This window comes from Flavobacterium fluviale (assembly GCF_003312915.1).
In the GTDB taxonomy this organism is placed as follows: domain Bacteria; phylum Bacteroidota; class Bacteroidia; order Flavobacteriales; family Flavobacteriaceae; genus Flavobacterium; species Flavobacterium fluviale.
Genome location: NZ_CP030261.1, coordinates 4,191,892 through 4,216,662 on the forward strand (window position 1 = coordinate 4,191,892; position 24,771 = coordinate 4,216,662).

Annotated in this window: 16 protein-coding genes; 10 read left to right on the plus strand and 6 right to left on the minus strand. The window is 34.1% G+C overall.

Features of this window, described 5'->3' with window-relative positions; genetic code table 11:
• Positions 1-42: 42 nt before the first annotated feature.
• Together HYN86_RS18110 and HYN86_RS18115 are read right to left on the minus strand one after the other, a co-directional pair.
• On the minus strand, positions 43-732 hold the full coding sequence (locus HYN86_RS18110) for an SIMPL domain-containing protein (RefSeq protein ID WP_113679320.1): 690 nt from the start codon (positions 730-732) through the stop codon (positions 43-45).
• A 51-nt stretch (positions 733-783) separates the two neighbouring features.
• Positions 784-1,422 carry a rhomboid family intramembrane serine protease gene (locus HYN86_RS18115; protein WP_113679321.1) on the minus strand — a complete coding sequence of 213 codons (639 nt, stop codon included), beginning with the start codon at positions 1,420-1,422 and terminating at the stop codon, positions 784-786.
• A gap of 112 nt (positions 1,423-1,534) precedes the next feature.
• On the opposite strand from HYN86_RS18115, the gene HYN86_RS18120 reads away from it, so the two are divergent.
• Together HYN86_RS18120 and HYN86_RS18125 are read left to right on the plus strand one after the other, a co-directional pair.
• Complete coding sequence (locus HYN86_RS18120; protein ID WP_113679322.1) at positions 1,535-2,407, plus strand: lysophospholipid acyltransferase family protein; 873 nt, start codon at positions 1,535-1,537, stop codon at positions 2,405-2,407.
• A 194-nt stretch (positions 2,408-2,601) separates the two neighbouring features.
• The gene (locus HYN86_RS18125; RefSeq protein ID WP_113679323.1) at positions 2,602-4,086 is read left to right on the plus strand and encodes a glycosyl hydrolase; all 1,485 of its coding nucleotides are present in this window, start codon (positions 2,602-2,604) and stop codon (positions 4,084-4,086) included.
• A gap of 407 nt (positions 4,087-4,493) precedes the next feature.
• Here the strand turns inward: HYN86_RS18125 and glmM are convergent, their stop codons facing one another.
• Complete coding sequence (glmM, locus tag HYN86_RS18130) at positions 4,494-5,882, minus strand: phosphoglucosamine mutase (RefSeq protein ID WP_113679324.1); 1,389 nt, start codon at positions 5,880-5,882, stop codon at positions 4,494-4,496.
• Between the two features lie 219 nt (positions 5,883-6,101).
• Between glmM and HYN86_RS18135 the strand changes: the two genes are divergently transcribed.
• The 8 genes from HYN86_RS18135 (at position 6,102) to HYN86_RS18170 (ending at position 21,148) form a co-directional block, all read left to right on the plus strand.
• Complete coding sequence (locus tag HYN86_RS18135) at positions 6,102-6,686, plus strand: acyl carrier protein phosphodiesterase (RefSeq protein ID WP_113679325.1); 585 nt, start codon at positions 6,102-6,104, stop codon at positions 6,684-6,686.
• Between the two features lie 32 nt (positions 6,687-6,718).
• Positions 6,719-8,404 carry a gamma-glutamyltransferase gene (gene ggt / locus HYN86_RS18140; protein ID WP_113679326.1) on the plus strand — a complete coding sequence of 562 codons (1,686 nt, stop codon included), beginning with the start codon at positions 6,719-6,721 and terminating at the stop codon, positions 8,402-8,404.
• A gap of 73 nt (positions 8,405-8,477) precedes the next feature.
• A complete protein-coding gene (locus HYN86_RS18145; protein WP_113679327.1) occupies positions 8,478-10,262 on the plus strand; it encodes a chloride channel protein in 1,785 nt (594 codons plus the stop codon).
• Between the two features lie 63 nt (positions 10,263-10,325).
• Positions 10,326-11,279, plus strand: coding sequence for a Fic family protein (locus tag HYN86_RS18150; RefSeq protein WP_113679328.1), 954 nt, complete (start codon positions 10,326-10,328; stop codon positions 11,277-11,279).
• A gap of 101 nt (positions 11,280-11,380) precedes the next feature.
• Complete coding sequence (uvrA, locus tag HYN86_RS18155; RefSeq protein WP_113679329.1) at positions 11,381-14,212, plus strand: excinuclease ABC subunit UvrA; 2,832 nt, start codon at positions 11,381-11,383, stop codon at positions 14,210-14,212.
• A 554-nt stretch (positions 14,213-14,766) separates the two neighbouring features.
• Complete coding sequence (locus HYN86_RS18160) at positions 14,767-15,495, plus strand: LOG family protein (RefSeq protein ID WP_113679330.1); 729 nt, start codon at positions 14,767-14,769, stop codon at positions 15,493-15,495.
• Between the two features lie 302 nt (positions 15,496-15,797).
• Positions 15,798-18,548, plus strand: a complete 2,751-nt coding sequence (locus HYN86_RS18165; RefSeq protein WP_113679997.1) for a gluzincin family metallopeptidase — start codon at positions 15,798-15,800, stop codon at positions 18,546-18,548.
• A gap of 188 nt (positions 18,549-18,736) precedes the next feature.
• Entirely contained in the window at positions 18,737-21,148 is a 2,412-nt protein-coding gene (locus HYN86_RS18170) for an alpha-ketoacid dehydrogenase subunit alpha/beta (protein ID WP_113679331.1), read from the plus strand.
• A gap of 217 nt (positions 21,149-21,365) precedes the next feature.
• Here HYN86_RS18170 and kdsB read toward each other — a convergent pair whose 3' ends face one another.
• From kdsB to HYN86_RS18185, 3 genes are all read right to left on the minus strand, one after another.
• Complete coding sequence (kdsB, locus tag HYN86_RS18175; protein ID WP_113679332.1) at positions 21,366-22,100, minus strand: 3-deoxy-manno-octulosonate cytidylyltransferase; 735 nt, start codon at positions 22,098-22,100, stop codon at positions 21,366-21,368.
• 107 nt (positions 22,101-22,207) lie between these two features.
• Complete coding sequence (ygiD, locus tag HYN86_RS18180; protein WP_113679333.1) at positions 22,208-23,038, minus strand: 4,5-DOPA-extradiol-dioxygenase; 831 nt, start codon at positions 23,036-23,038, stop codon at positions 22,208-22,210.
• 84 nt (positions 23,039-23,122) lie between these two features.
• Positions 23,123-24,532, minus strand: a complete 1,410-nt coding sequence (locus HYN86_RS18185) for an ATP-dependent DNA helicase (RefSeq protein ID WP_113679334.1) — start codon at positions 24,530-24,532, stop codon at positions 23,123-23,125.
• Positions 24,533-24,771: the final 239 nt, after the last annotated feature.

Consider the following 24,771-nt stretch of genomic DNA (forward strand, 5'->3'; position numbering starts at 1 on the left):
TAAATTGGAATTTGGATTTTAAAAATTGAATTTTTATATCGTTTAGTCTAAAACAAAACTCACGCTGACATTTGCAGTAATTTCGATTTCGCCAATTGCCAAAGTTTCGTTTGAAGCTCCGGCTGCATCCATCTCCATTGATTTCATTGCTGCATACATTGGTCTCGGAGTGTAAATCTGAGAGTTATCTGAAATTGTAAACGCCTTACCTACTTTTTGTCCTAAAACAGAAACATATTCTTCTGCTTTTACTTTAGCATCTTTCATCGCTAATTTTCTAGCTTCAGATTGGTATTGTGCTAATTTAGATGACTCAAAAGAAACTCTGTCAATACGATTGACTCCCTGCTGTACTAAACCTTCCATTAATTCGTCGTATTTAGACAAATCTTTTACAATAATTTCTACAGTCTGCACAGCATTATAAGAAGTTTTCTTTTTCTCATAATCGTACTGCGGATTAAGAGCCACTTGTTTAGTTTTGAAATCTGCTGTTGGGATATTCATTTTTTTGATGAATTTTAAAACAGCATCCATCTTTTCGTCATTTTGTTTTTTAACGTCTTTAGCATTATTCCCTTTTGTTTCAACCGAAGCTGAAATACAAACCTGATCAGGCGCTACTTTTACTTTTCCTTCTCCATTCACGTTGATTAGAGGTACTTGTTTGATTTCCTGGCCGTAAGACATAGTCATAAACATGATTGTTAAAAATAATACTAGTTTTTTCATTTTTGTTAAATTTTAATATTTAGTAAAGACTTTCCAAAAGTTATGCCAGCATTACAATTTTCCCAATTTTGCCATTCCAAAAAGTATTAAAATAGGAATCGCCAGCAGAATTACCATTAGGGTTTGATCTGTAAATAAAGAAGGCTGTTTGATCAAAGTAATCAAATAACCGCCTATAGCACCTCCAAAGTGTGCCGTGTGCCCAATGTTATCATTTTTGGCACGCATTCCGTAAATAGAATATAATAAATATAAAATTCCAAAAATATATGCCGGCATCGGAATTATAAAGAATATTCCAAGCATCATGTCAGGCTGCAGTAATATCGCCGAATACAAAACACCCGTTACAGCTCCAGAAGCTCCAACAGCACGATAACTGTAATCGTTCTTGTGAAACAGCATAGTTAGGAGACTTCCGAAAATTAAACTTCCAAAATAGATTAAAACAAAAGAAAAAGTTCCGAGCCAGCCCAAAACAACGGGAGCAAAGAAATAAAGAGTCAGCATATTAAAAATTAAATGCATCATGTCTACATGCAGAAAACCAGAAGATAACATTCTAATTTGTTCTCCGGAACGAATACTTCCTACATGAAATTCGTATTTTCTAAAAAAAGAAAGATCATTAAAACCTTTATAACTAATAACAACGTTGCCAACGATAATCCCTGCTAAAATGATATTCATAAATTATAATTATTGTGAATTGTAAATATAATCATTCTTAAAGATAAGTTAGTAAGAAAGCAAATTATCAAACGTTAATCATTTTTCATTTATCTTTGTAAAAAAAAGTTGCATGCAGTTTCTCGTCTATATTTTAGCCTATCCTTTACTTTGGCTTATCTCCATATTACCTTTTCGATTGTTTTACCTATTTTCAGATTTCGTATATTTTTTAGTTTACCGAGTAATAGGATATCGTAAAAAAGTAGTTCGCGAGAATCTGGCACTTACTTTACCGCATTTAAGTGATGCTGAAAGAAAAGATATCGAAAAGAAATTCTATAAACATATGTGTGATATGTTTTTAGAAATGATTAAAACTATGAGCATTTCTCCTGAAGAAATGGAAAAAAGATTTCATGTTACCAATATTGATCTCGTTTTAGATTATGCTAAAAAAGGAAAAAGTGTAATTCTTGTAGCCTCACATTATGCAAGTTATGAATGGCTTTTGACTATCAACCCAAAAATTGGTTTTCAAGGAATTGCTGTTTATAAAAAATTAGCCAATCCGTATTTTGACAGACTTGTTAGAAAGATTCGTTCGAAATTTAAAACAGAAATGATCGAAACCAGAAAGGCAATTCCAACAATGGCACAAAACCAGCGCGACGGAATTTTAAGCATGTATGGTTTAGCAAGTGACCAATCACCTAAATTGGATCGAATTTTTCACTCGATGAAATTTTTAGGTATAGAAGTTCCAGTTCATACAGGTGCCGAAATGCTTGCAAAAAAATATGATTTGAGTGTAATAATGGTGAAAGTGAAAAAAGTGAGAAGAGGATATTACGAAGCGACATTTCTCCCTATTGCTGATAATCCGAAAGAATTTGAAGATTTTAAAATTACAGAAATGTATTTACAAGAAGTCGAAAAGCAAATTCTCGAAACACCAGAATTTTACTTATGGACCCACAAAAGATGGAAACATCGAGTTCAATAAAAATTCAAAAATCCGAAAAACTAAATACTGGTTTTTCGGATTTTTCTTTTATAAAAATATCTTTCAACACCCTAAAACATTATCTATAGCAGTTTTGATGTGTTTTTGTAATGATTTTTTTAAGTTGATAAAAAAGGGAAACGCTATAAATTTGATGTTCTCTAAATATCTAAAAAACTTCAAAATCATTAACCATGATCAAAAAATTACTTTTTACAGTTTTATTACTGTTTCTAAATTGCAGCATTTCTGCCCAAAGTCCTAAACGAGGCATTGCGTACGGATACCATTCAGAAGCAGATATGCTGGCTTTAAAACCAGGACTTTCTTGGTGGTACAATTGGTCGCCAGAACCGGAACCGGCATTAAATGCAAATTACGAATCTCTTGGAGTTGAATTTGTCCCAATGGCATGGGGAAAAGTCAGCGATGCAGAGGTTCAGACCTTTATCAATAAAATAAAACCAGGAGCAAAATACCTGCTTGCTTTTAACGAACCAAATTTTAACGATGGAGCTAGATTAACACCGCAAGAAGCTGTTAATGCATGGCCAAACATTGAAAAAATTGCAGCAGCAAAAAATCTGGAAATTGTAAGCGCATCTCCAGCTTATAACGGCCCGAATAATTATGGCGGTTATCAAGATCCTGTAGTTTGGCACAATCAGTTTTTTCAATTATGTCCCAATTGCAAAGTCGACTATATTGCATTTCATACATATGATGATACTGCAGGTTCTGTAATTGGTGTTACCGGATTATTAAAGAAGTTCAATCGCCCGCTTTGGATTACTGAATTTGCCAATAGAGTTATTCAAAGTGCTGCTGATAAAACAGCTTTTATGAAAACTATTGTAAATAACTTCGAAAATGATCCTGATATTTTTCGCTACTCCTGGTTTTCCGGAAGAGTAAATCCTACATGGACAGATATGTTAGAAGGACAATTATTAAGCGGCACAAGCGGCGTTTTACGACCAATTGGAACAGAATACATAAATGTTCCGTACACTGCAAAAAAGATAACCGTTCCCGGGCGTGTTACTGCGAACAAACATTATAGAAGAAAAGGAACTGGTTTACAAGCTACCGCAGATTCTAACACTGGACAGAATGTTTGTTTTATAAATGATGGAGACTGGAATGAATTTATGCTGAATGTGCCTAATGCAGGAACTTACAATTTAACTTTTAGAGTTGCTTCGCCCGTTAATATTGGAAAATTTGACATTGTTGTAAATGATGTAATTGTTAAAACAGATGAAACATTTCCGCCAACTGGCGACTTACAGACTTACGGTGACAAAATTGTTAATGGAATTTCATTGCCAAAAGGTGAAGTCTATCTGAAAATTAAATTCAAATCAAACGATATTAATTTTAATTATATTGATGTTGTTGCCGCTAATCTTGGTGTTGGAGAATCTGAATTGGAAAAATATAGTTTTACGGTTTATCCAAATCCGGTCAAAAACCAATCGATTCTACATATAAAATCGGCAGAAACGGAGTCAGTAAAATTGAAAATTATTGATATGAATGGAAATACCGTTTTTTCTTCAGATGATTATTTTACTAATCAGGATATCAAAATTGGAGATAAACTTCCAAAAGGTGTTTATATCGTACATGCTGTTTATGGAAAAATTGAAAAATCAATTAAGATTATTAAAAACTAAGATCTTAATTCTTCAATTTTTAGAAATTAAAAATCGTCTATAAATATTTGTTCCGTAGGAACATTTCGTCGGTAGAAAAAATTAAAATATTACCAGATTTCACGTTCCGTAGGAACGTTTGGTTTTGACCTCATTTTTTAACATCTAATCTCAAACGTTCCTACGGAACCGTCTACGTTGGGGTGGCTATTTTTTTTCTACCAACGAAACATTCCTACGGAATGATGACCGTAAAAAACACTAAAAAAATGAGTAAAAATGCTGTAAATGTTGTTCCGTAGGAACATTTCGTTGGTAGAAAAAATTAAAATATTACCAGATTTAACGTTCCGTAGGAACGTTTGATTTAAAAAAAAGGGCTGTCTTTACTTAAGACAACCCTTTCAATATATAAAAAAACTAAAATCTTAGATTCCAGCTATTACCTTAATCTCATCAATAATACGAAGAGCCAGTTTATCTGCAGCATCTTGAGAAGGTGCTTCTGTATAAATACGGATAATTGGTTCTGTATTTGATTTTCTTAGGTGAACCCATTCTGTTGCAAAATCGATTTTCACACCATCAATTGTCGAAATATCTTCGTTCTTATATTTCTCCGTCATTTGAGTTAAAATGGCATCAACATCAATCTGCGGTGTTAATTCAATTTTATTTTTACTCATATAATATTCAGGGTAAGAAGCTCGCAATGCAGAAACCGACATTTTTTTGTTAGCCAAATGAGTTAAGAATAGAGCAACTCCAACCAAGCTGTCACGTCCGTAATGCAATTCAGGATAAATAATTCCGCCGTTACCTTCACCGCCTATTACAGCATTGTTTTTCTTCATCAATTCAACAACATTTACCTCTCCTACTGCACTTGCTTCGTAACTTCCGTTATGATTTACAGTTACATCACGCAATGCGCGAGAAGACGACATGTTCGAAACTGTGTTTCCTGGCGTTTTACTCAAAACATAATCTGCGCAGGCAACCAGCGTATATTCTTCACCAAACATTTCGCCATCTTCGCTGATAAAAGCCAAACGGTCAACATCTGGATCGACAACAATTCCTAAATGTGCATTTTCTTTTACAACCAATTCAGAAATATCAGTTAAATGCTCCTTTAAAGGCTCTGGATTGTGCGGAAAATGTCCGTTTGGTTCGCAGTATAATTCTACCACTTCAACCCCCATCTGCTTAAGAAGTTTTGGAATAATAATACCTCCAGAAGAATTTACACCATCAACAACCACTTTAAATTTAGCCTCTTTTACCGCCTCGATATCTACCAATGGCAAGTTTAAAACTTCATCAATATGAATATCCATGTAAGCATCGTTTGGTGTAATTTCACCTAAACTATCCACATCCGAAAAATCAAAAGCTTCAGCTTCAGCAATCTCAAGGATTTTTGCACCATCTGCACCGCTTAAAAATTCGCCTTTTGCATTTAGTAATTTTAAAGCATTCCATTGTTTTGGATTATGCGAAGCTGTTAAAATAATTCCGCCATCGGCTTTTTCCAAAGGCACTGCAACTTCAACTGTTGGAGTTGTCGAAAGTCCAAGATCAATTACATTGATTCCTAAACCAATTAAAGTATTTACTACTAAGTTGTGAATCATTGGTCCAGAAATTCTGGCATCGCGACCAATTACAACTGTCAATTTATCTTTAGCAATATTATTTTTTAAGAAAGTTCCGTATGCCGATGCAAATTTTACCGCATCAACAGGAGTTAAATTATCTCCTACTTTTCCTCCGATCGTCCCACGGATTCCAGAAATAGATTTTATTAAAGTCATTTTTGTGAGTTAGGGTTATTTATTACAAATATAGAAAAGTTAGCGAGTAACTAAAGTCCTAATTTTGTAAGATTTTAAAATTAACATTATACCGCGGTGCTGGAACAACGCAATTTTATAACAAAATGATTTAAAAAAGTTTTATACATTTACTAAAATAACTTAGCAGATGAGAATCTTAGCCGCTTAGAATCTCAGAAACTCAGCAACTCTAAAAAAATGAATTTCTTAGCCCACATATATCTTTCTGGAGAAAATGATTTAATCAAAATTGGGAATTTTATGGCCGATGGAATTCGCGGGAAACATTTCGAGCATTTTCCCCAAGATGTACAAAGAGGAATTTTACTGCATCGATTTATTGATACTTATACCGATTCTCACGATATTTTCAGAAAAAGCACCAAACGTTTACACGACAGATATCATCACTATTCAGGAGTAATTGTAGATATTGTTTATGATCATTTTTTGGCGAAGAACTGGAGTAATTATTCTGAAGAAAAACTGGAAAGTTTTATTAATCGATTCTATAATTCCTTGCATGAGAATTATGGCATTTTGACTGAAAAAACACAAGGCTTAATGCCTTATATGATCGAAAGAAACTGGCTTCTCAGTTACAGAACCACAGAGGGAATTCACCAGATTCTTACTCAAATGGACCGCAGATCTAAGAATATCTCGAAAATGCAGTTTGCCATAGAAGAACTAAATGAATTTTATGATGACTTTGAAGAAGAATTTACCTTATTTTTTGAAGAAATAAAAGTACAGGCAAAAGCAAAATTGATTTCTCTTTAAGTCAATATTTTCGATTAAAAACCTAATCATCAATGAAAAAAATTACGCTGTTAATAGCCCTTATATATTTCAACTCCCATGCACAGCAGGCAAATGTAAATCCAACCGGATTAGTTGTCACAAAAGCAATGGTTGTTTCTGCTCGTGAAGAAGCCTCAAAAATTGGATCTGACATAATGAAAAAAGGCGGCAATGCCTTTGATGCCATGGTGGGAACCGAATTAGCACTTGCAGTTGCATTTCCTTTTGCTGGAAATATTGGCGGCGGCGGATTTATGGTGTATCGAAAAGCAAACGGCGAAGTCGGTTCTTTAGATTATCGCGAAAAAGCGCCCTTGGCAGCCACAAAAGATATGTTTCTGGATAATGACGGGAATGTCATTAAAGGAAAAAGTACCGAAACTGCCCTTGCAATTGGAGTTCCTGGAACTATTGCCGGAGTTTTTGCGGTACATAAAAAGTACGGAACAATGCCAATTTCTAAAATTCTAGAACCCGTAATTGCCCTTGCAGAAAGAGGTGTTGTTGTAACCAAAAAACAAGAAAAAAGTTTAAGTGATTATCATGATAAAATTGTAAAAGTAAATGGAGAAACTTCTCTTTTGTCTGGAAATTTTAAAGAAAATGACACCATAAAATATCCCGCTTTAGCGAAGACTCTAAGAAGAATTCAGAAGAAAGGCCGAAATGAGTTTTACAAAGGCGAAACCGCTAAAATTCTTGTAGATTATCTTCAAAAAAAAGGCGGTATTATTACCCTGCAGGATTTAGCGAAATATGAAGCCAAATGGAGAAAACCACTTCAATTTACTTATAAAGATTTAAAAATTACTTCGATGTCTCCTCCAAGCAGCGGTGGGATTTGTCTGGCACAAATTCTAAAAATGCTGGAACCATATGATTTGGCAAAAATGGGACATAATTCTTCCGATGCAATTCAGGTTATTGTTGAGGCTGAAAGAAGAGCTTATGCCGACAGAAGTTACTTTCTGGGAGATCCAGATTTTGTCAAAATTCCGATAAAAGAATTGCTAGCAGAAGATTACTTAAGAAATCGAATGGCAAGTTTCAATCCAGAAAAAGCCACTTTATCTTCTGAAATAAAAGAAGGAGAAATAAAATACGCCGAAAGCACCGAAACCACACATTATTCTATTGTAGACCAATTCGGAAATGCAATTGCGGCTACAACAACATTAAATGACGGCTACGGCTCAAAATATTATTGTGACGAATTAGGTTTCTTCCTAAACAATGAAATGGATGATTTCAGCGCTAAACCAGGCTCGCCGAATATGTTTGGTTTGGTTGGAAATGAAGCTAACAGCATTGCACCGCAAAAACGCATGTTGAGTTCAATGACGCCAACAATTGTAGAGAAAGACGGAAAATTATTTATGGTTGTAGGAACTCCTGGAGGTTCAACCATTATTACTTCTGTTTTACAAACTATTTTAAATGTTTACGAATATAATTTGAGCATGCAGGAGGCTGTAAATGCACCCCGTTTTCATCATCAGTGGCTGCCTGATTTAATTAATTTTGAACCGAATACTTTCGAAATAAAAACAATTGACAAGCTTAAAGCTAAAAACTATCTAATCAACGAAAAACCAACTCCTATTATTGGTAAAGTCGATGCAATCTTAGTTTTACCAGATAAAAAACTAGAAGGCGGGGCCGATTTTAGAGGAGATGATACAGCTGTTGGATTTTAATAGAACTGCGCTTTTATTTTTTTAATCTAAGATTATAACCTAATTTTGTAAGAACGATAATTTTTAAAACCTAATGCTAAAAAAATATTTCAGAAGACTCGAAAGCATAATTGCTTTGGCACAATCCTTAATGACTCCAAAGCAGTTTATTTTTTTGTCAAGCGTTCTTATTGGAATATCGTGTTCACTTGCTGTTATTATTCTTAAAACATTTGCGCACAGCGTTTTCTCATTTGCAACTTACATTAACGGAATCCTTAAACTAAGTTTCATTAACAGTATTCTGCCAATTGTAGGTATTTTACTGACGGTTTTTGTGGTAAAAAAAGTTCTAAACGGCTCTATACAAAAAGGAACTTCGCAGATACTTTATGCCGTTGCAAAAAAAGCCAGTATTATTCCAAAAAAGCAGATGTATGCTCAAATTATTACGAGTTCCTTAACTGTTGGTCTAGGAGGTTCTGCTGGTTTAGAAAGTCCCATTGTAATTACCGGAGCAGCATTTGGTTCTAATTTTGCCCAAAATTACAAACTGCAGTATAAGGACAGAACTTTATTAATTGGCTGTGGTGTTGCTGCCGGAATTGCAGCTGCTTTTAACGCTCCAATTGCCGGAGTTCTTTTTGCTATTGAAGTTTTACTGGTAGATGTCAGCATTTCTGCTTTTACTCCCATTATGATTTCTGCCGCGACCGGCGCATTAGTTTCTGCTATTGTTTTAGACGAAAGTATTCTTTTAAGTTTTAGAAAACAAGAAACTTTCGATTTTCATAATATTCCTTTCTATGTTATTTTGGGAGTGCTTACGGGGCTGGCGGCTATTTATTATTCCCGAAATTTTCAAAAAGTTGAGCATTACTTTTCGAAACAACAAATCGATCCTTATAAAAAAGCCTTAATTGGCTCATCACTTTTAGCACTGTTGATTTTTATCTTTCCAACGCTGTTTGGGGAAGGATATGAGAGTATTAGAACTTTATCTGAAACAGATCCTGGAAAATTGTTAGATAATACTTTGTTTGCAGATTTTAGAAACAACCAGTGGGTTCTGCTTCTTTTTGTCGGTGCTACAATGATGGTAAAAGTATTTGCTTCAGGATTAACTATTGGAAGTGGTGGAAATGGCGGGAACTTTGCTCCTTCTCTATTCTTAGGCTCCTATCTTGGTTATTTCTTTTCAAAATTTATAACGCTTATTGGTTTATCAAAACTTCCTATTACCAATTTTACGATGGTAGGAATGGCTGGAATTTTGAGCGGTTTATTTCACGCGCCTTTAACAGCAATATTTTTAATCGCCGAAATTACTGGAGGTTACGGATTAATGATCCCGCTAATGATTGTTTCTTCTATTAGTTTTGCCATTTCAAAACGATTTGAAAAATATTCGCTTGACGTAAAAGGATTAGCCAAAAAAGGACACGCATTTACAAGTAATAAAGATTCTAATATTCTTTCAACTTTAGATATTGATACCATTATTCAATGTGATTATTTAACGGTTCATCCTGAAGAAAATTTAGGTAAATTAGTTGACCTTATTTCGCATTCCAATCAAGTAGTTTTTGCTGTAGTGGACAATGAAAAAGATTTGGTCGGCGTTGTACATTTTAATGATATTAGAGAAATTATTTTCAATGCTTACCGCGTAAAATATACTCAGATTAAAGATGTAATGAAAACACCAGCTGCAACCATTTCTTCATTTGACAGTATGGAAATCGTGATGAGTAAATTTGAAAAATCGAAATCGGCATTTCTTCCTGTTTTACGAAACGGCAAATATCATGGCTTCATTTCCAAATCAATAGCACTTGAAGCTTATAGAACAAAACTTCGTTCTATGACTATTGAATAAGCTTAATATCGGATAAGTTGAAAATTTTATTTATCCGATATTAAGAACTATATTTGCATTCTAGTGTGGAATATAGACCTAACATATAGAACAGAATTTCAATCAACTTTTGATAGATTGTATCAAAAAAGGCAGGAACTGCAAACCAGCAGACCATTGCCGAATATTGCTTTGCATAAAATTCGAGAAAGTTTATCTATAGAATGGACCTACAATTCTAACAGTATTGAAGGAAATACAATGAGCTTGCGCGAAACCCAAATGGTTATTCAAGAAGGAATTACAATTAAAGGGAAATCACTTCGCGAACATTTTGAAACTCATAATCACGATAAGGCCATCGATTATCTTTATTCTATTATTAATGATAATTACAATCTTAGAAGTATTGATATACTTTCTATCCATGGTTTAGTTTTACGTTCTATCGAAGATGATTTTGCAGGGCGCATTCGTAATGGAGGCGTTCGAATTTCGGGAGCTAATTTTATGCCTCCAAATGCCAATAAAGTTTCCGATTATTTAGACGAATTAATTGATTTTATCAATACAAATCCTCTCGGTTTAAATGATATCGAACTCGCAACAATTTATCATCATAAACTAGTCTGGATTCATCCTTTTTTTGATGGAAACGGCCGTACAGTCCGTTTAAGTATGAATCTATTATTAATGCGCTGTGGTTTTCCTCCTGCGATTATTCTAAAAAATGATCGCAAGAAATATTATGAAGCGCTTAATCAAGCAAATAACGGTAATTATCAAAAACTAACACTTTTAATGTGTCAGGCACTTGAACGAACACTTAATATTTATTTAAGTGCTATGCCGGGAAGCAGTTACGACTACCAATCCATACAAAATATCGTCAGTGAACCCGACACACCTTACGGTCAGGAATATGTAAGTTTATTGGCCAGAACAGGAAAAATAGACGCCTACAAAGAAGGTAGAAATTGGTACACAACCAAGGAAGCAATCGAAGAATACAAGGCAGCAAGAAAGAGAAAACGCTAGTTTATATTAGTGTTATTTTGTTACAATTTTTAACATAAACTTCTATAGTCTAGTGTAAAAAGAACAAATCAAAGTGGTAACTTTGCGTTTTGCTCAAATTTATGTTAGAAAAAGACAATACTATTGAAGTTCTTGGTGCAAGAGTTCATAATCTAAAAAATATCGATATCTCTATTCCGAGAGAAAAACTGGTTGTAATTACTGGTTTATCTGGTTCTGGAAAATCGTCTTTGGCGTTTGACACTATCTACGCTGAAGGCCAGCGTCGTTATGTTGAAACTTTTTCGGCATATGCCAGACAATTCCTTGGCGGATTGGAACGTCCAGATGTAGATAAAATCGATGGACTTTCGCCTGTAATTGCGATTGAACAAAAAACTACCAGCAAAAGTCCGCGTTCGACTGTTGGAACTATCACTGAAATTTACGATTTCCTCCGACTTTTATATGCACGTGGTGCGGACGCTTACAGTTACAACACTGGCGAAAAAATGGTTTCATATTCTGATGAACAAATTAAAGATTTGATTATTCAGGATTACAAAGGCAAAAGAATTAATATTCTTGCTCCTGTTATTAAAGCCAGAAAAGGACACTATGCCGAATTATTTCAGCAGATTACCAAACAAGGATTTTTAAAAGTTCGTGTAAATGGTGAAGTTCAGGATTTGGTTTCTGGAATGAAACTGGATCGTTACAAAACCCACGACATTGAAATTGTTGTAGATAGAATGCAGATTGAAGATACACCAGACAATCAGAAAAGATTGGCTGAAAGTATTAATACAGCAATGCATCATGGTGAAAATGTTTTAATGATTTTAGATCAGGACAGTAATGAAGTGCGTTATTTCAGTAGAAATTTAATGTGTCCGACAACTGGAATATCTTATCAAAATCCAGAACCGAATTTATTCTCTTTTAACTCTCCAAAAGGCGCTTGTCCGCATTGTAATGGATTGGGTACTGTTCATGAAATCAATGTAAAAAAGATTATTCCGAATCCGAAATTGTCGATTAAAAGCGGTGGTTTTGCTCCGCTTGGCGAATATAAATCTTCATGGATTTTCAAGCAGTTAGAAACAATCGGAGAAAAATTCGGATTTAAAATTACCGATCCAATCGAGAAAATTCCGGAAGAAGCCATGACTATGATTTTGTATGGCGGAAAAGATAAATTTGCTATAAACTCAAAAGATCTTGGCGTAACGAGAGAATATAAAATTGATTTTGAAGGAATTTCGAATTTCATTAAAAATCAATATGACGAAAGTGCTACAACAAGTATAAAACGCTGGGCAAAAGATTTTATGGACGAAATTAACTGTCCCGTTTGTGATGGTTCTCGTTTGAAAAAAGAAGCACAGTTTTTTAGAGTGAATGGTAAAAATATCACCGAATTGTGTGATATGGATATATCTGATTTGACCACTTGGTTTCAGGATTTGAATAATCATTTATCAGACAAACAGCTTTTAATCGCTTCTGAAGTTGTAAAAGAAATCAAAGATCGATTGAATTTTTTAATGAATGTTGGTTTGAATTATCTAGCTTTAAGCCGAAGCTCAAAATCGCTTTCTGGCGGTGAAGCACAGCGTATTCGTCTGGCGACACAAATTGGTTCACAATTAGTTGGTGTTTTATATATTTTGGATGAGCCAAGTATTGGTTTACATCAAAGAGACAACGAAAAACTGATTAAATCTCTGGAGCAGTTACGCGATATTGGAAACTCAGTTATTGTGGTAGAACACGATAAAGACATGATCGAAACAGCTGATTATGTGATCGATATTGGACCAAAAGCAGGTAAATACGGCGGCGAAATCATCAGTATTGGAACTCCGGCAGAAACTTTAAAATCAAATACCATTACCGCTCAATATTTGAATGGTAAAATGAAATTAGAGATCCCGAAAAAGCGTCGAAAAGGAAATGGAAAATTCTTAAAACTAACCGGCGCAACAGGAAATAACCTAAAAAATGTTTCTATTGAAATACCTTTGGGACAATTAACCTGCGTAACTGGAGTTTCTGGAAGCGGTAAATCGACTTTAATTAACGAGACGCTCTACCCTATTCTAAATGCATATTATTTTAATGGCGTAAAAAAACCACAGCCTTATAAAAAGATTGAAGGCTTAGAACATATTGACAAAGTAATTGATATTGACCAAAGTCCGATTGGAAGAACACCACGTTCAAATCCAGCGACTTATACAGAAGTTTTTACAGAAATTAGAAATCTGTTTACAATGACTTCTGAAAGTATGATTCGTGGTTACAAAGCGGGTCGTTTCAGCTTTAACGTGAAAGGCGGACGCTGCGAAACTTGTGAAGGTTCTGGAGTAAGAACAATCGAAATGAACTTTTTGCCAGATGTTTACGTAGAATGCGAAACTTGTCAGGGAAAACGTTTTAACAGAGAAACTTTAGAAATTAGATATAAAGGAAAATCAATTTCTGATGTTTTGGACATGACGGTTGATGAAGCGGTTCCGTTTTTTGAAAACATTCCGAAGATTTACCGTAAAATCAAGACCATTCAGGATGTTGGTTTAGGTTATATTACACTTGGTCAGCAAAGTACAACTCTTTCCGGAGGAGAAGCACAGCGTATTAAACTAGCTGGAGAATTATCTAAAAAAGATACTGGAAATACATTTTATATTCTTGACGAACCTACAACGGGACTGCATTTCGAAGACATTCGCGTTTTAATGGAAGTAATCAATAAATTGGTTGATAAAGGAAACACAATCCTGGTGATCGAACATAATATGGACGTGATCAAACTTGCCGATTATATAATTGATATTGGTCTCGAAGGCGGAAAAGGCGGCGGACAGCTTGTTGCAAAAGGAACTCCTGAGCAAGTAGCCGAAAATAAAAAAAGTTATACCGCTAAGTTTTTGAAGAAAGAGTTAGAGTAATTTATTTATCTAAAAAATGGGCGGGTTAAAATCCGTCCATAAAATTGCATCTTTCGGATGTTTCCATAGTCATTGTTATTCAGAGGCACGAGGAATGACAAAAATTCGAATGTTCTTTTAGTAAATATAAATTAACGCCTACAATTCTAAATTAATAAGTCGTAAAGTTTTACAAAAACAATACATCATCTAAATTGTTGCGAGAATTATTTCTTTTTGTAATTGTTTGATAATGAAACAAAAATTCATTTCAATCTTTATCTCAATATTACTTTTAGATTATAATTCCTGTTTTTTGTAACAATTCTAGAAAAAAGCGTTAATTTAGTGTCCGCTTTTTCTGAAAACTTCAAAGTTTTAAAGAGAGATCTTTAAATTAAACCAATTGTTTATTTGAAACCAACTGCCCTAGCCCTGATGGGAGCGGCATCCTTTTGTGGTGGGGTTCACCACAAAAGATATAGCGGACAGCAGGAAACAGCTCCTTATCATTCCACTGCACTCAGGAGGACAACAAGGAAAAAACATAAAAAATAATAATTAAAATACCTAAAATGAGATTAGAAGATTTTGATAATGATGAAGATAAAGTAATTCAGGACCGTTTGAAACAAAAAACGTGGAATGAAATTAGAACCAATGACAGCTGGGCGATTTTTAAAATTATGTCTGAGTTTGTAAATGGTTACGAAGCAATGGGAAGAATTGGTCCTTGTGTTTCGATTTTTGGATCTGCGAGAACTAAACCAGATGATAAATATTATTTACTGGCTGAAAAAATTGCCTACAAAATCAGTAAAGCAGGTTACGGTGTGATTACAGGAGGTGGTCCCGGAATTATGGAAGCTGGAAATAAAGGTGCGCATTTAGGCGGAGGAATTTCGGTAGGTTTGAATATAGAATTACCTTTTGAACAGCATTTTAATCCATACATTGATCATGATAAAAACTTGAATTTCGATTATTTCTTTGTGAGAAAAGTAATGTTCGTGAAATATTCGCAAGGTTTTGTGGTTATGCCGGGTGGTTTTGGAACTTTAGACGAAATGTTTGAAGCGATTACATTAATTCAAACTAAAAAAATTGGAAAATTCCCGATTATTTTGGTTGGAGTTGAATTTTGGTCTGGCTTAATTGAATGGGTAAAAACGGTACTGGTAGAAAAAATGCATACGGTAAGCCCAGAAGATTTAAACTTATTTAAGATCGTAGACACTGAAGATGAAGTTGTTGACGTATTAGATAAATTCTACAAAAAATACGATTTAAGTCCGAATTTCTAATTTTAAAGCCATATAGATAAGTGACGTGAGCGTTTAAGCGTAACGCTTAAAACAACACTTTTATATGAACTTATATAACTTACACGGTTAAATTTTACTTCAAATACATAAAAATTGAAAGCTGTTTTTTTAAACAGCTTTTTTTATGCTATTTTTACAAAAATCCGAAGTAACTTTATGTACGTAACTTAAGTATACACCTGATAAATTTTGCGCCATACTTGAAATTCTTTTTTAAAATCATCTGCCCAATTTTAGTTTTATTAAGTTCAATGAAACTTACAGCACAACATCAGTCTAAGATGGAGGTGGCAGTAAATCTTGAACTGAAAACACTGAATGTAAAACAGGACATTACATACTTTAATACTTCAAATGATTCTTTAGATTCGATTGTTTTAAACGACTGGAATAATGCTTTTGCTCATAAAAACACCCCTTTGGCAAAACGCTTCTCGGATGAATTTTACCGAGGTTTTCATTTGGCCAAAGCTGCGGATCGAGGAAAAACTACAATTCTAAACCTTTTGGACACCAATTTCATGGCACTGGAATGGGAAAGAACAGACAAAAATCCAGATTATATAACTGTAAAATTAGGCAGGAAACTAGCGCCTGGCGAAAAAATCGAACTGCATCTTACCTACATTTCAAAAATTCCTAATGATAAATTTACTCGTTTTGGTTTTGACCAAAATGGCGGTATGGCTTTGAAAAATTGGTTTATAAGTCCGGCACGTTTTGAAGATCATAATTTTATAACCTACAACAATTTCAATCTAGACGATATTGCCAATGCGGCAACTAGTTACGAAGTTGCAATTAAAATACCTAACCAATATTCTATTACCACAGATCTTAATCTTGTTGCTGCAGATGAGACGAACAGTGAATACAAAGTCTATTCTTTTGCAGGCAGAAACAGAACTGATATCAGTCTTTTTATAGAAAAACAAAACAGTTTTAGAACCTACTCAAATGTATCAATTGAAGTTTCTTCTAATTTAAAAAGTAAAAAAATTGATGAAATTCAAAAAGCTATAATTATTGATAGAGTGGCTTCTTTTGCGGAAAATTTTATTGGCAAATATCCGCATGAAAAAATAACAGTTTCTCAAATAGATTATGATCGAAATCCATTTTATGGGCTGAATCAGCTGCCATCATTTATAAGTCCGTTTGCAGATGATTTTATATTTGAGATTCAGTTTTTAAAGACATTTTTAAACACCTACCTTCAAAATAGTCTTCGTTTGGATCCGAGAAAAGACAATTGGGTTTACGATGGAATTCAGATTTATGCCATGATGAAATACATGGAAGAACATCATCTGGATAAAAAAATGCTGGGAAGGCTCTCAGACATGAAACTTTTTAAAAGTTACAATATTACCAATCTAACTTTTAATGAGCAGTACAGTTATTATTACATGCTGATGGCTCGTAAAAATCTGGATCAGCCACTGGGAGACCCTAAGAACACCCTAATAAAATTTAACGAACAGATTGCCAGTAAATATCGTGCGGGATTAAGTTTTAGCTATTTAGATGATTATCTCGATCATAATATTGTTCCTGAAAGTGTAAAAGAGTTTTACAATCTCAACAAACAACAGCAGACAAACCGTTATGATTTAGAAAAAATATTAAGCAAAAAAAGCCCGAAGAATATTGACTGGTTCTTTAACACCATCATCGATTCTCGTGATATTATTGATTATAAATTTACTAATGTTTCAAGAACTGCAGACAGTGTTAAATTTTCGATTAAAAATAAGACTGGAATTTATGCACCAATTCCTGTTTACGGAATTAAGAAAAAAGAAGTAGTTTTTAAAGAATGGATTGAACCTAAAACAAAAGATTCTGTTTACGAATTTGATAGAAAAAATGCTGATAAAATCGTAATCAATTACGATAATGAAGTTCCTGAATACAACCAAAGAAACAACTGGAAATCCTTAAAACATATTGCAGTAACTAATCGACCTATTAAATTTAATTTTGCAAAGGATTTAGAAGATCCTTTTTACAATCAGATTTTATATCTCCCGACTCTGACTTACAATTACTATGATGGTTTTACGCCTGGAATTCGTTTTAGCAATAAAACTATTTTAGACAAGCCTTTTAATTTTGATATTAATCCAGCGTATTCCATAAAAGCAGGAACGCTTTCGGGATCTTCTGCATTTTCTTGGAATGAATATTACAGAAACAGCACTTTATACAATGTGCGGTATTCTATCAGTCAGAATTATTTTCATTATGCTCCAGATGCAACCTACTTAAGACTTAACCCTATGGTGCAGTTCCGCATTCGCGAAAAAGATTTTAGAGACAACAGGAAACAACTTTTTTTATTCCGACAAGTCATTGTAAATCGTGAAGCCAGTGAGTATATCACTGATAATTCTGAACCTAATTATTCTATTTTTAATGCCCGATATTCTAACTCAAAAACGGAACTTATTAATCATTTCAGTTTTATGACGGATTTACAATTTGCGGGAGGATTTGGAAAAGTTTCTGGAGAAATCGAATATCGAAGATTATTTCAAAACAACCGTAAAATTAATTTGAGATTATTTGCCGGAAGTTTCGTTTACAACAAAACAAACTCAGATTATTTTAGCTTTGGTTTAGACCGTCCAACGGATTATTTATTTGATTATAATCTGTTTGGAAGATCTGAAACAACAGGTTTCTTTAGTCAGCAGTACGTAATTGCAGAAGGTGGTTTTAAATCACAATTAGAACCTGCATTTGCCAATCAATGGATGACCACTTTAAATGCCAGTTATGCCGTTTGGAACTGGATTGAACTTTATGGCGACATTGGTTTTTTAAAAAATAAACATCAAAAAGAGTATTTTGCCTATGATACCGGAGTACGTTTAAATCTAGTTCCTGACTATTTTGAACTTTATTTTCCAGTCTATTCAAATAACGGATGGGAAATTACACAAACGAAATACAATGAAAAAATACGATTTATTATCACTTTTTCGCCAAAAACTTTAGTTACTCTTTTTACCCGAAAATGGTTTTAATCGAATAAATTTTAAACAAAAACTTGCGAAATTATCAATAATTACAAATTTTAAATAGAAATAGCATAAAAAAAATACGTAGTTTTTTGATTTTAAATACAAATAATTAAATTATATTTAGTTTAAAGAATTATGATTATTGATTGTTTTTAAGTAATTTCGCGACATAAACATGACCCTACAAGATTATGATAAAAGAAAAAAACAATACTACACTGACATTTGAAGATTTCAAAACTGAGGTATTGAATGACTATAGAATTGCTGTAACAAGCCGTGAATGTAGTCTTTTAGGTCGAAAAGAAGTATTAACAGGAAAGGCTAAATTTGGAATTTTTGGCGACGGAAAAGAAGTTCCGCAGCTAGCAATGGCAAAAGCTTTTAAAAATGGTGATTTCCGTTCTGGATACTATCGCGATCAAACTTTTATGATGGCTATTGGCGAGCTGGATGCCAAACAGTTTTTTGCTGGTTTATATGGTCATACCGATTTGGCTTATGATCCAATGTCTGCGGGAAGACAAATGGGCGGACACTTTGTAACGCATAGTTTAAACGAAGACGGTTCTTGGAAAGACTTAACAAAACAAAAAAATTCAAGCTCAGATATATCTCCAACTGCAGGACAAATGCCACGATTATTGGGATTGGCACAGGCTTCTAAAATCTATAGAAATGTTGACGGAATTACTACCAAAGACAAATTTTCTGTAAATGGAAATGAAGTTGCCTGGGGAACTATTGGTAATGCAAGTACTTCTGAAGGTTTGTTTTTTGAAACAATAAACGCTGCAGGAGTTTTACAGGTTCCGATGGTCATGAGTGTTTGGGATGATGAATACGGAATTTCTGTTCACGCCAGACATCAAACTACTAAAGAAAATATTTCTGAAATATTAAAAGGATATCAACGCGACGAAGATGCTAAAGGTTATGAAATCTTTAGAGTTAAAGGCTGGGATTATGCTGAATTAGTTTCAACATACGAAAGAGCTGGAGCAATTGCACGCGAAGAACATATTCCGGTTTTAATTCACGTAAACGAATTAACGCAGCCACAAGGCCACTCTACTTCTGGTTCTCACGAACGTTACAAAAACGCGGAAAGACTGGCTTGGGAAAAGGATTTTGACTGTATTCGTCAAATGCGTTTATGGATGATTGCTATTAATATTGCTTCTCCAGAAGAATTGGCAGAACTTGATTTTGAATTAAAGAAAGAGGTTCTTGAAGCTAAAAAAGAGGCTTGGAATTCTTTCATCAACCCAATTATAGAAGATCAAAAAAATCTTCTTAGTTTATTGGAACAAATTGCCGAAGCAAGTATTAATCATAAAGATAGAATCAGAAAGTTAATTTCTGAACTAGGCGCAATTAAAGCTCCTTTAAAAAAGGAATTATTGGTTTACGCTAGAAAGATTCTTCGTTTTATTGAAGTTCCAAACAGCAAATTGCTTTTATCGGAGTGGATTACAAATTTCATTACAGAAACACAGACAAGATTTAGCAGTAATCTGCATTCTGAATCTTCTCAAAATGTATTTTCTGTAGAAAAAGTGCTTCCTAAATATGCTGAAAATGCTAAACCAGATTTGGACGGAAGAATGATTCTGCGTGATAACTTTGATGCTTTATTTTCTAAATATCCAGAAACTTTAATTTTTGGTGAAGATGTTGGAAACATTGGCGACGTAAATCAAGGTTTAGAAGGCATGCAGGAAAAATACGGAGAACTTCGTGTTGCCGATGTCGGAATTCGTGAAGCAACTATTATCGGACAGGGAATTGGAATGGCTTTGAGAGGTTTACGTCCAATTGCTGAAATTCAATATTTAGATTATTTATTGTACGCTATTCAGATCATGAGTGACGATTTAGCTACTTTACAATATAGAACTGTTGGAAAACAAAAAGCACCATTAATCATTAGAACCCGCGGACACCGTTTGGAAGGAATCTGGCATTCTGGTTCTCCAATGGGAATGATTATCAATGCGATTCGTGGTATTCACGTTTTGGTTCCAAGAGATATGACCCAGGCCGCAGGGTTTTACAATACACTTTTAGAGTGCGACGAACCTGCTTTGGTAATTGAATGTTTAAATGGTTACCGCTTAAAAGAAAAAACACCTCTGAATTTTGGTGAATTTAAAACGCCGATTGGTGTCGTAGAAACCTTAAAAGAAGGTGCTGATATTACTTTAGTTTCTTACGGATCAACTTTAAGACTGGTGCAGCAGGCAGCTAACGAATTATTGGATTTAGGAATTGACTGCGAAGTTATTGATGTTCAATCTCTACTTCCGTTTGATATTAATAAAGATATTGTAAAAAGTATCGCTAAAACAAATCGTCTTTTAGTAATCGATGAAGATGTTCCTGGAGGAGCTTCGGCTTACATTTTACAGCAGATTTTAGAAGAGCAGGATGCTTATAAATACCTAGACAGTAAACCACAGACTCTAGCAGCAAAAGCACACAGACCAGCTTACGGAACTGATGGCGATTATTTCTCTAAACCTTCTGCTGAAGATATTTTTGAGAAAGTATATGATATGATGCATGAAGTTAATCCTTCTAAGTTTCCTAGTTTATACTAAGATTTAGAATGTTTTAGATAATAAAAAAAGCTCCAAAATTTTGGAGCTTTTTTATGTTTTTACCCAAAGTGATCACACTGTTTTGTCATTTCGACGAAGGAGAAATCTCCGCGAGAAACTCCACAATTTTAATCAATCTTTGTCGAGCTACTTACGGAGATTTCTCCTTCGTCGAAATGACAAGATTGTGGATATCTAATTTAAATTACCAAATTAATTAAATATCCTTCAACATTGCTCGAGCTCTTTCCAAATCCTCTGCAGTATCAATCCCAATACCGACATGAGTCGTTTCGACCATTTTAATGCGTTTTCCGAACTCTAAATATCGTAACTGCTCTAGTTTCTCTGAAGCTTCTAAAGATTTCATAGGAAGGCTGTAGAAATCTAATAAGGCCTGCTTTCTAAAAGCATAGATCCCGATATGCTGAAAATATCGTACTCCAACATTTTTCTCTCTCGGATATGGAATCACCGAACGAGAAAAATACAAGGCAAACTGCGATTGGTCTACGACAACTTTTACATGGTTCGGATTATTGATTTCATCTTCATTGGTTATTTCCCGCATTAGCGAAGCTAAATCAATCTTTTTATCTGTATCATTTTCAAAAACAGATAAAACTTGTGCCAAAGGTTCTGCTTCTGTAAAAGGCTCGTCGCCTTGAACATTCACCACAATATCAACATCCAGATCTGCAATTGCTTCCGCAATTCGGTCGCTTCCAGATTCGTGCTCCTTGATGCTCATAATCGCTTTTCCGCCATTTGAAACTATTTCATCAAAAATCAAATCAGAATCGGTTACAACAAAAACATCATCGAATAAGTTTGTTGCAACTGCCGCTTCATAAGTTCTTAAAATCACAGTTTTTCCTCCTAAATCCTGCATTAATTTTGCAGGAAAACGAGTTGAAGCATATCGGGCTGGAATTACCGCTATTATTTTCATTTTTCTATTTTTAAATTTATTTTTTCTCTGCGAATCTTTGTGACACTTTGCGTTATAACTTTACCACAGAGATACACAGAGTTTTCACAGAGATTCTCAAAGTTTTTTTACATCAATTTTACTGAAGTCATACTTAATGAACCTGCCAGTAATTTATCATTAAATAAACTCAATTCTTCTGATTTTTCTTTTAAACCTAAAGTGTACAGTAAAGGTAAATAATGTTCTGGTGTTGGAACTGCCAATTGAATGGCTTTATTCAATTTTTCAAAATCAATTAAAGGTTGGAAATTTCCATCAAGCAAATAATTGTTTACAGTTTCACGAGCTTCAATTGCCCAATCGTAACCGTAATTGTCTTTATCAAAATTTCTGAAATCGACCATTCTAAGATTGTGGACAATATTGCCACTTCCGATAATTAAAACGCCTTTATATCGCAATGCCTGTAATTTCTTAGCCAATTCAAAATGATACTGACCCGATTTGGTATAATCGATACTTAACTGAATTACAGGAACATCTGCATTCGGATACAAATGTTTAATCACACTCCACGCACCGTGATCTAAACCCCAATGTTCGTCTAATTCGACCATTACAGGATCTAAGATTTTCTGTGTTTCAACCGCTAGTTCGGGACTTCCTTTTGCGGGATACTGCACATCAAAAAGTGCCTGCGGAAAACCTCCAAAATCATGAATGGTTCTTGGCATTTCCATTGCTGTAACTTTCGTTCCTTTTGTAAACCAATGCGCAGAAACGCATAAGATTGCATTTGGCTGCGGCAATGTCTTAGCCAAATCACGAAAACCCGCCACAAACTGATTTTCCTCAATTGCATTCATCGGACTTCCGTGTCCCAAAAACAAAACTGGCATTTTATCAGTATTCGAAAACTTTGATGAAATGGAATGTAAATCGTTTAATGTTGTCATTGCTATATAATTTCAAACACCAATTTCACAGATTTACACAAATTGTTTTTTATTTAATTCGTGCTAATTCGTGAAATTCGTGTTTTATTCTTCAAAATTCTCGTCTTTAAATCCTATCAAATATAACTTATTTTTAGCACGTGTCATCGCCGTGTAAAGCCATCGTATGTAATCGCGGTCGATTCCGTTTGGCAAAAAAGGCTGTTCGATAAAAACGGTGTTCCACTGTCCACCTTGCGATTTATGACAGGTTATCGCGTAGGAAAATTTAACCTGTAATCCGTTGAAATATTCGTTTTCTTTTACCTTTTGAAAACGCTTGTATTTTGTAGATTCATCCTCGTAATCTTTCATTACTTCTTCGTACAAACGATTTGATTCTTCGTAAGTTAAAGATGGAGATTCACTTTTTAAAGTATCTAATATCAAAACCGTTTCAAAAGGTTTTTGATCAGGATAATCGACCATTCTTATTTTTACTTTCGCAAAAGTAAATCCGTACAATTCTTTAATTCCGAATAACTCCAAAACTTCGATAATATCTCCGTTAGCAATAAATCCAGCTTCATCTGTTTCTTTCAGCCAGAAATAATTGTTTTTTACCACCATCAAGAAATCTCCAACCGAAAGTTCGCTTTCTTTAAATAAAATTCGGCTTCTGATTTGCTCATTGTATTGATTGGCTCGTTTATTAGAACGAACAATAAAAGCAGTATCCTCAATGCTATAATTGCTATAGGCGGTATTAATCGCATCTTGGATATCGTAACCGTCTGTTAAACGAACAATATCTTTAAACTTCTTTACATTAAATCGGAACTCGGTTATAAAACTTTCTTTCAGCAATTCACGTAATTCTGTGGCGTTGTATAAAATTCCAGAGCTTTCTTCCTGACGCATTACTTCGTCTAGTTCGATATGCTCAATTTCTTTATCGTAATGAATTCCTAATGTCTGAATATCAAGTGCTGGACTAATATCTAAGTTTACCGGAGGAAGCTGCGCCGTATCTCCCAAAAGAATCATTTTACAATTATTTCCAGAATAGACATAATTAATTAAATCGTCCAGAAGTGAACCGCTGTCTAATGTGCTGTCTGAAATCATAGAGGCTTCATCGACGATAAAAATGGTGTTTTTATGTTTGTTTACCTGCTTGGTAAAAGCCACTCCTCCACCCGATGATTTTTTAGGAAAATATATTTTTTTATGAATCGTAAACGCTGGTGTATTTGAATAATTTGCAATTACTTTTGCGGCGCGTCCAGTTGGTGCCAGCAAAACAAACTTTTTATTAATATCTCCTAAATTATTGACAATAGTAGAGATTACCGTAGTCTTTCCCGTTCCAGCATATCCTTTCAAAACGAAAATGGTGTCGTTTTGAGGTTCCGTCAAAAAAATTGCAATTTTCTGAAAAAAAATATCCTGTTTGTGAGTTGGAGCAAAAGGAAATCGTTTTTGTAAAATACCGTAAAACAGTGCAGAATTCATAAAATAAAGTTGAAAGACAAAGATCGGTTTTTTAAATGGCAATGGCAAAATTCAAATTTTAAATTCCAAAATCAAATTCCAAATTCCAAACTTTTAAATTCAAAAATGCAGAATCCCTAAATAATCAGAAACAAACACTACAACTTATTCTATTTCAAATAAATAAACTTTTTCTTAACCTTAGATTAAAGGTTAATTCCATTTGTTTTTTGAAATTGCAGTTATAATTGTTCCTTTTT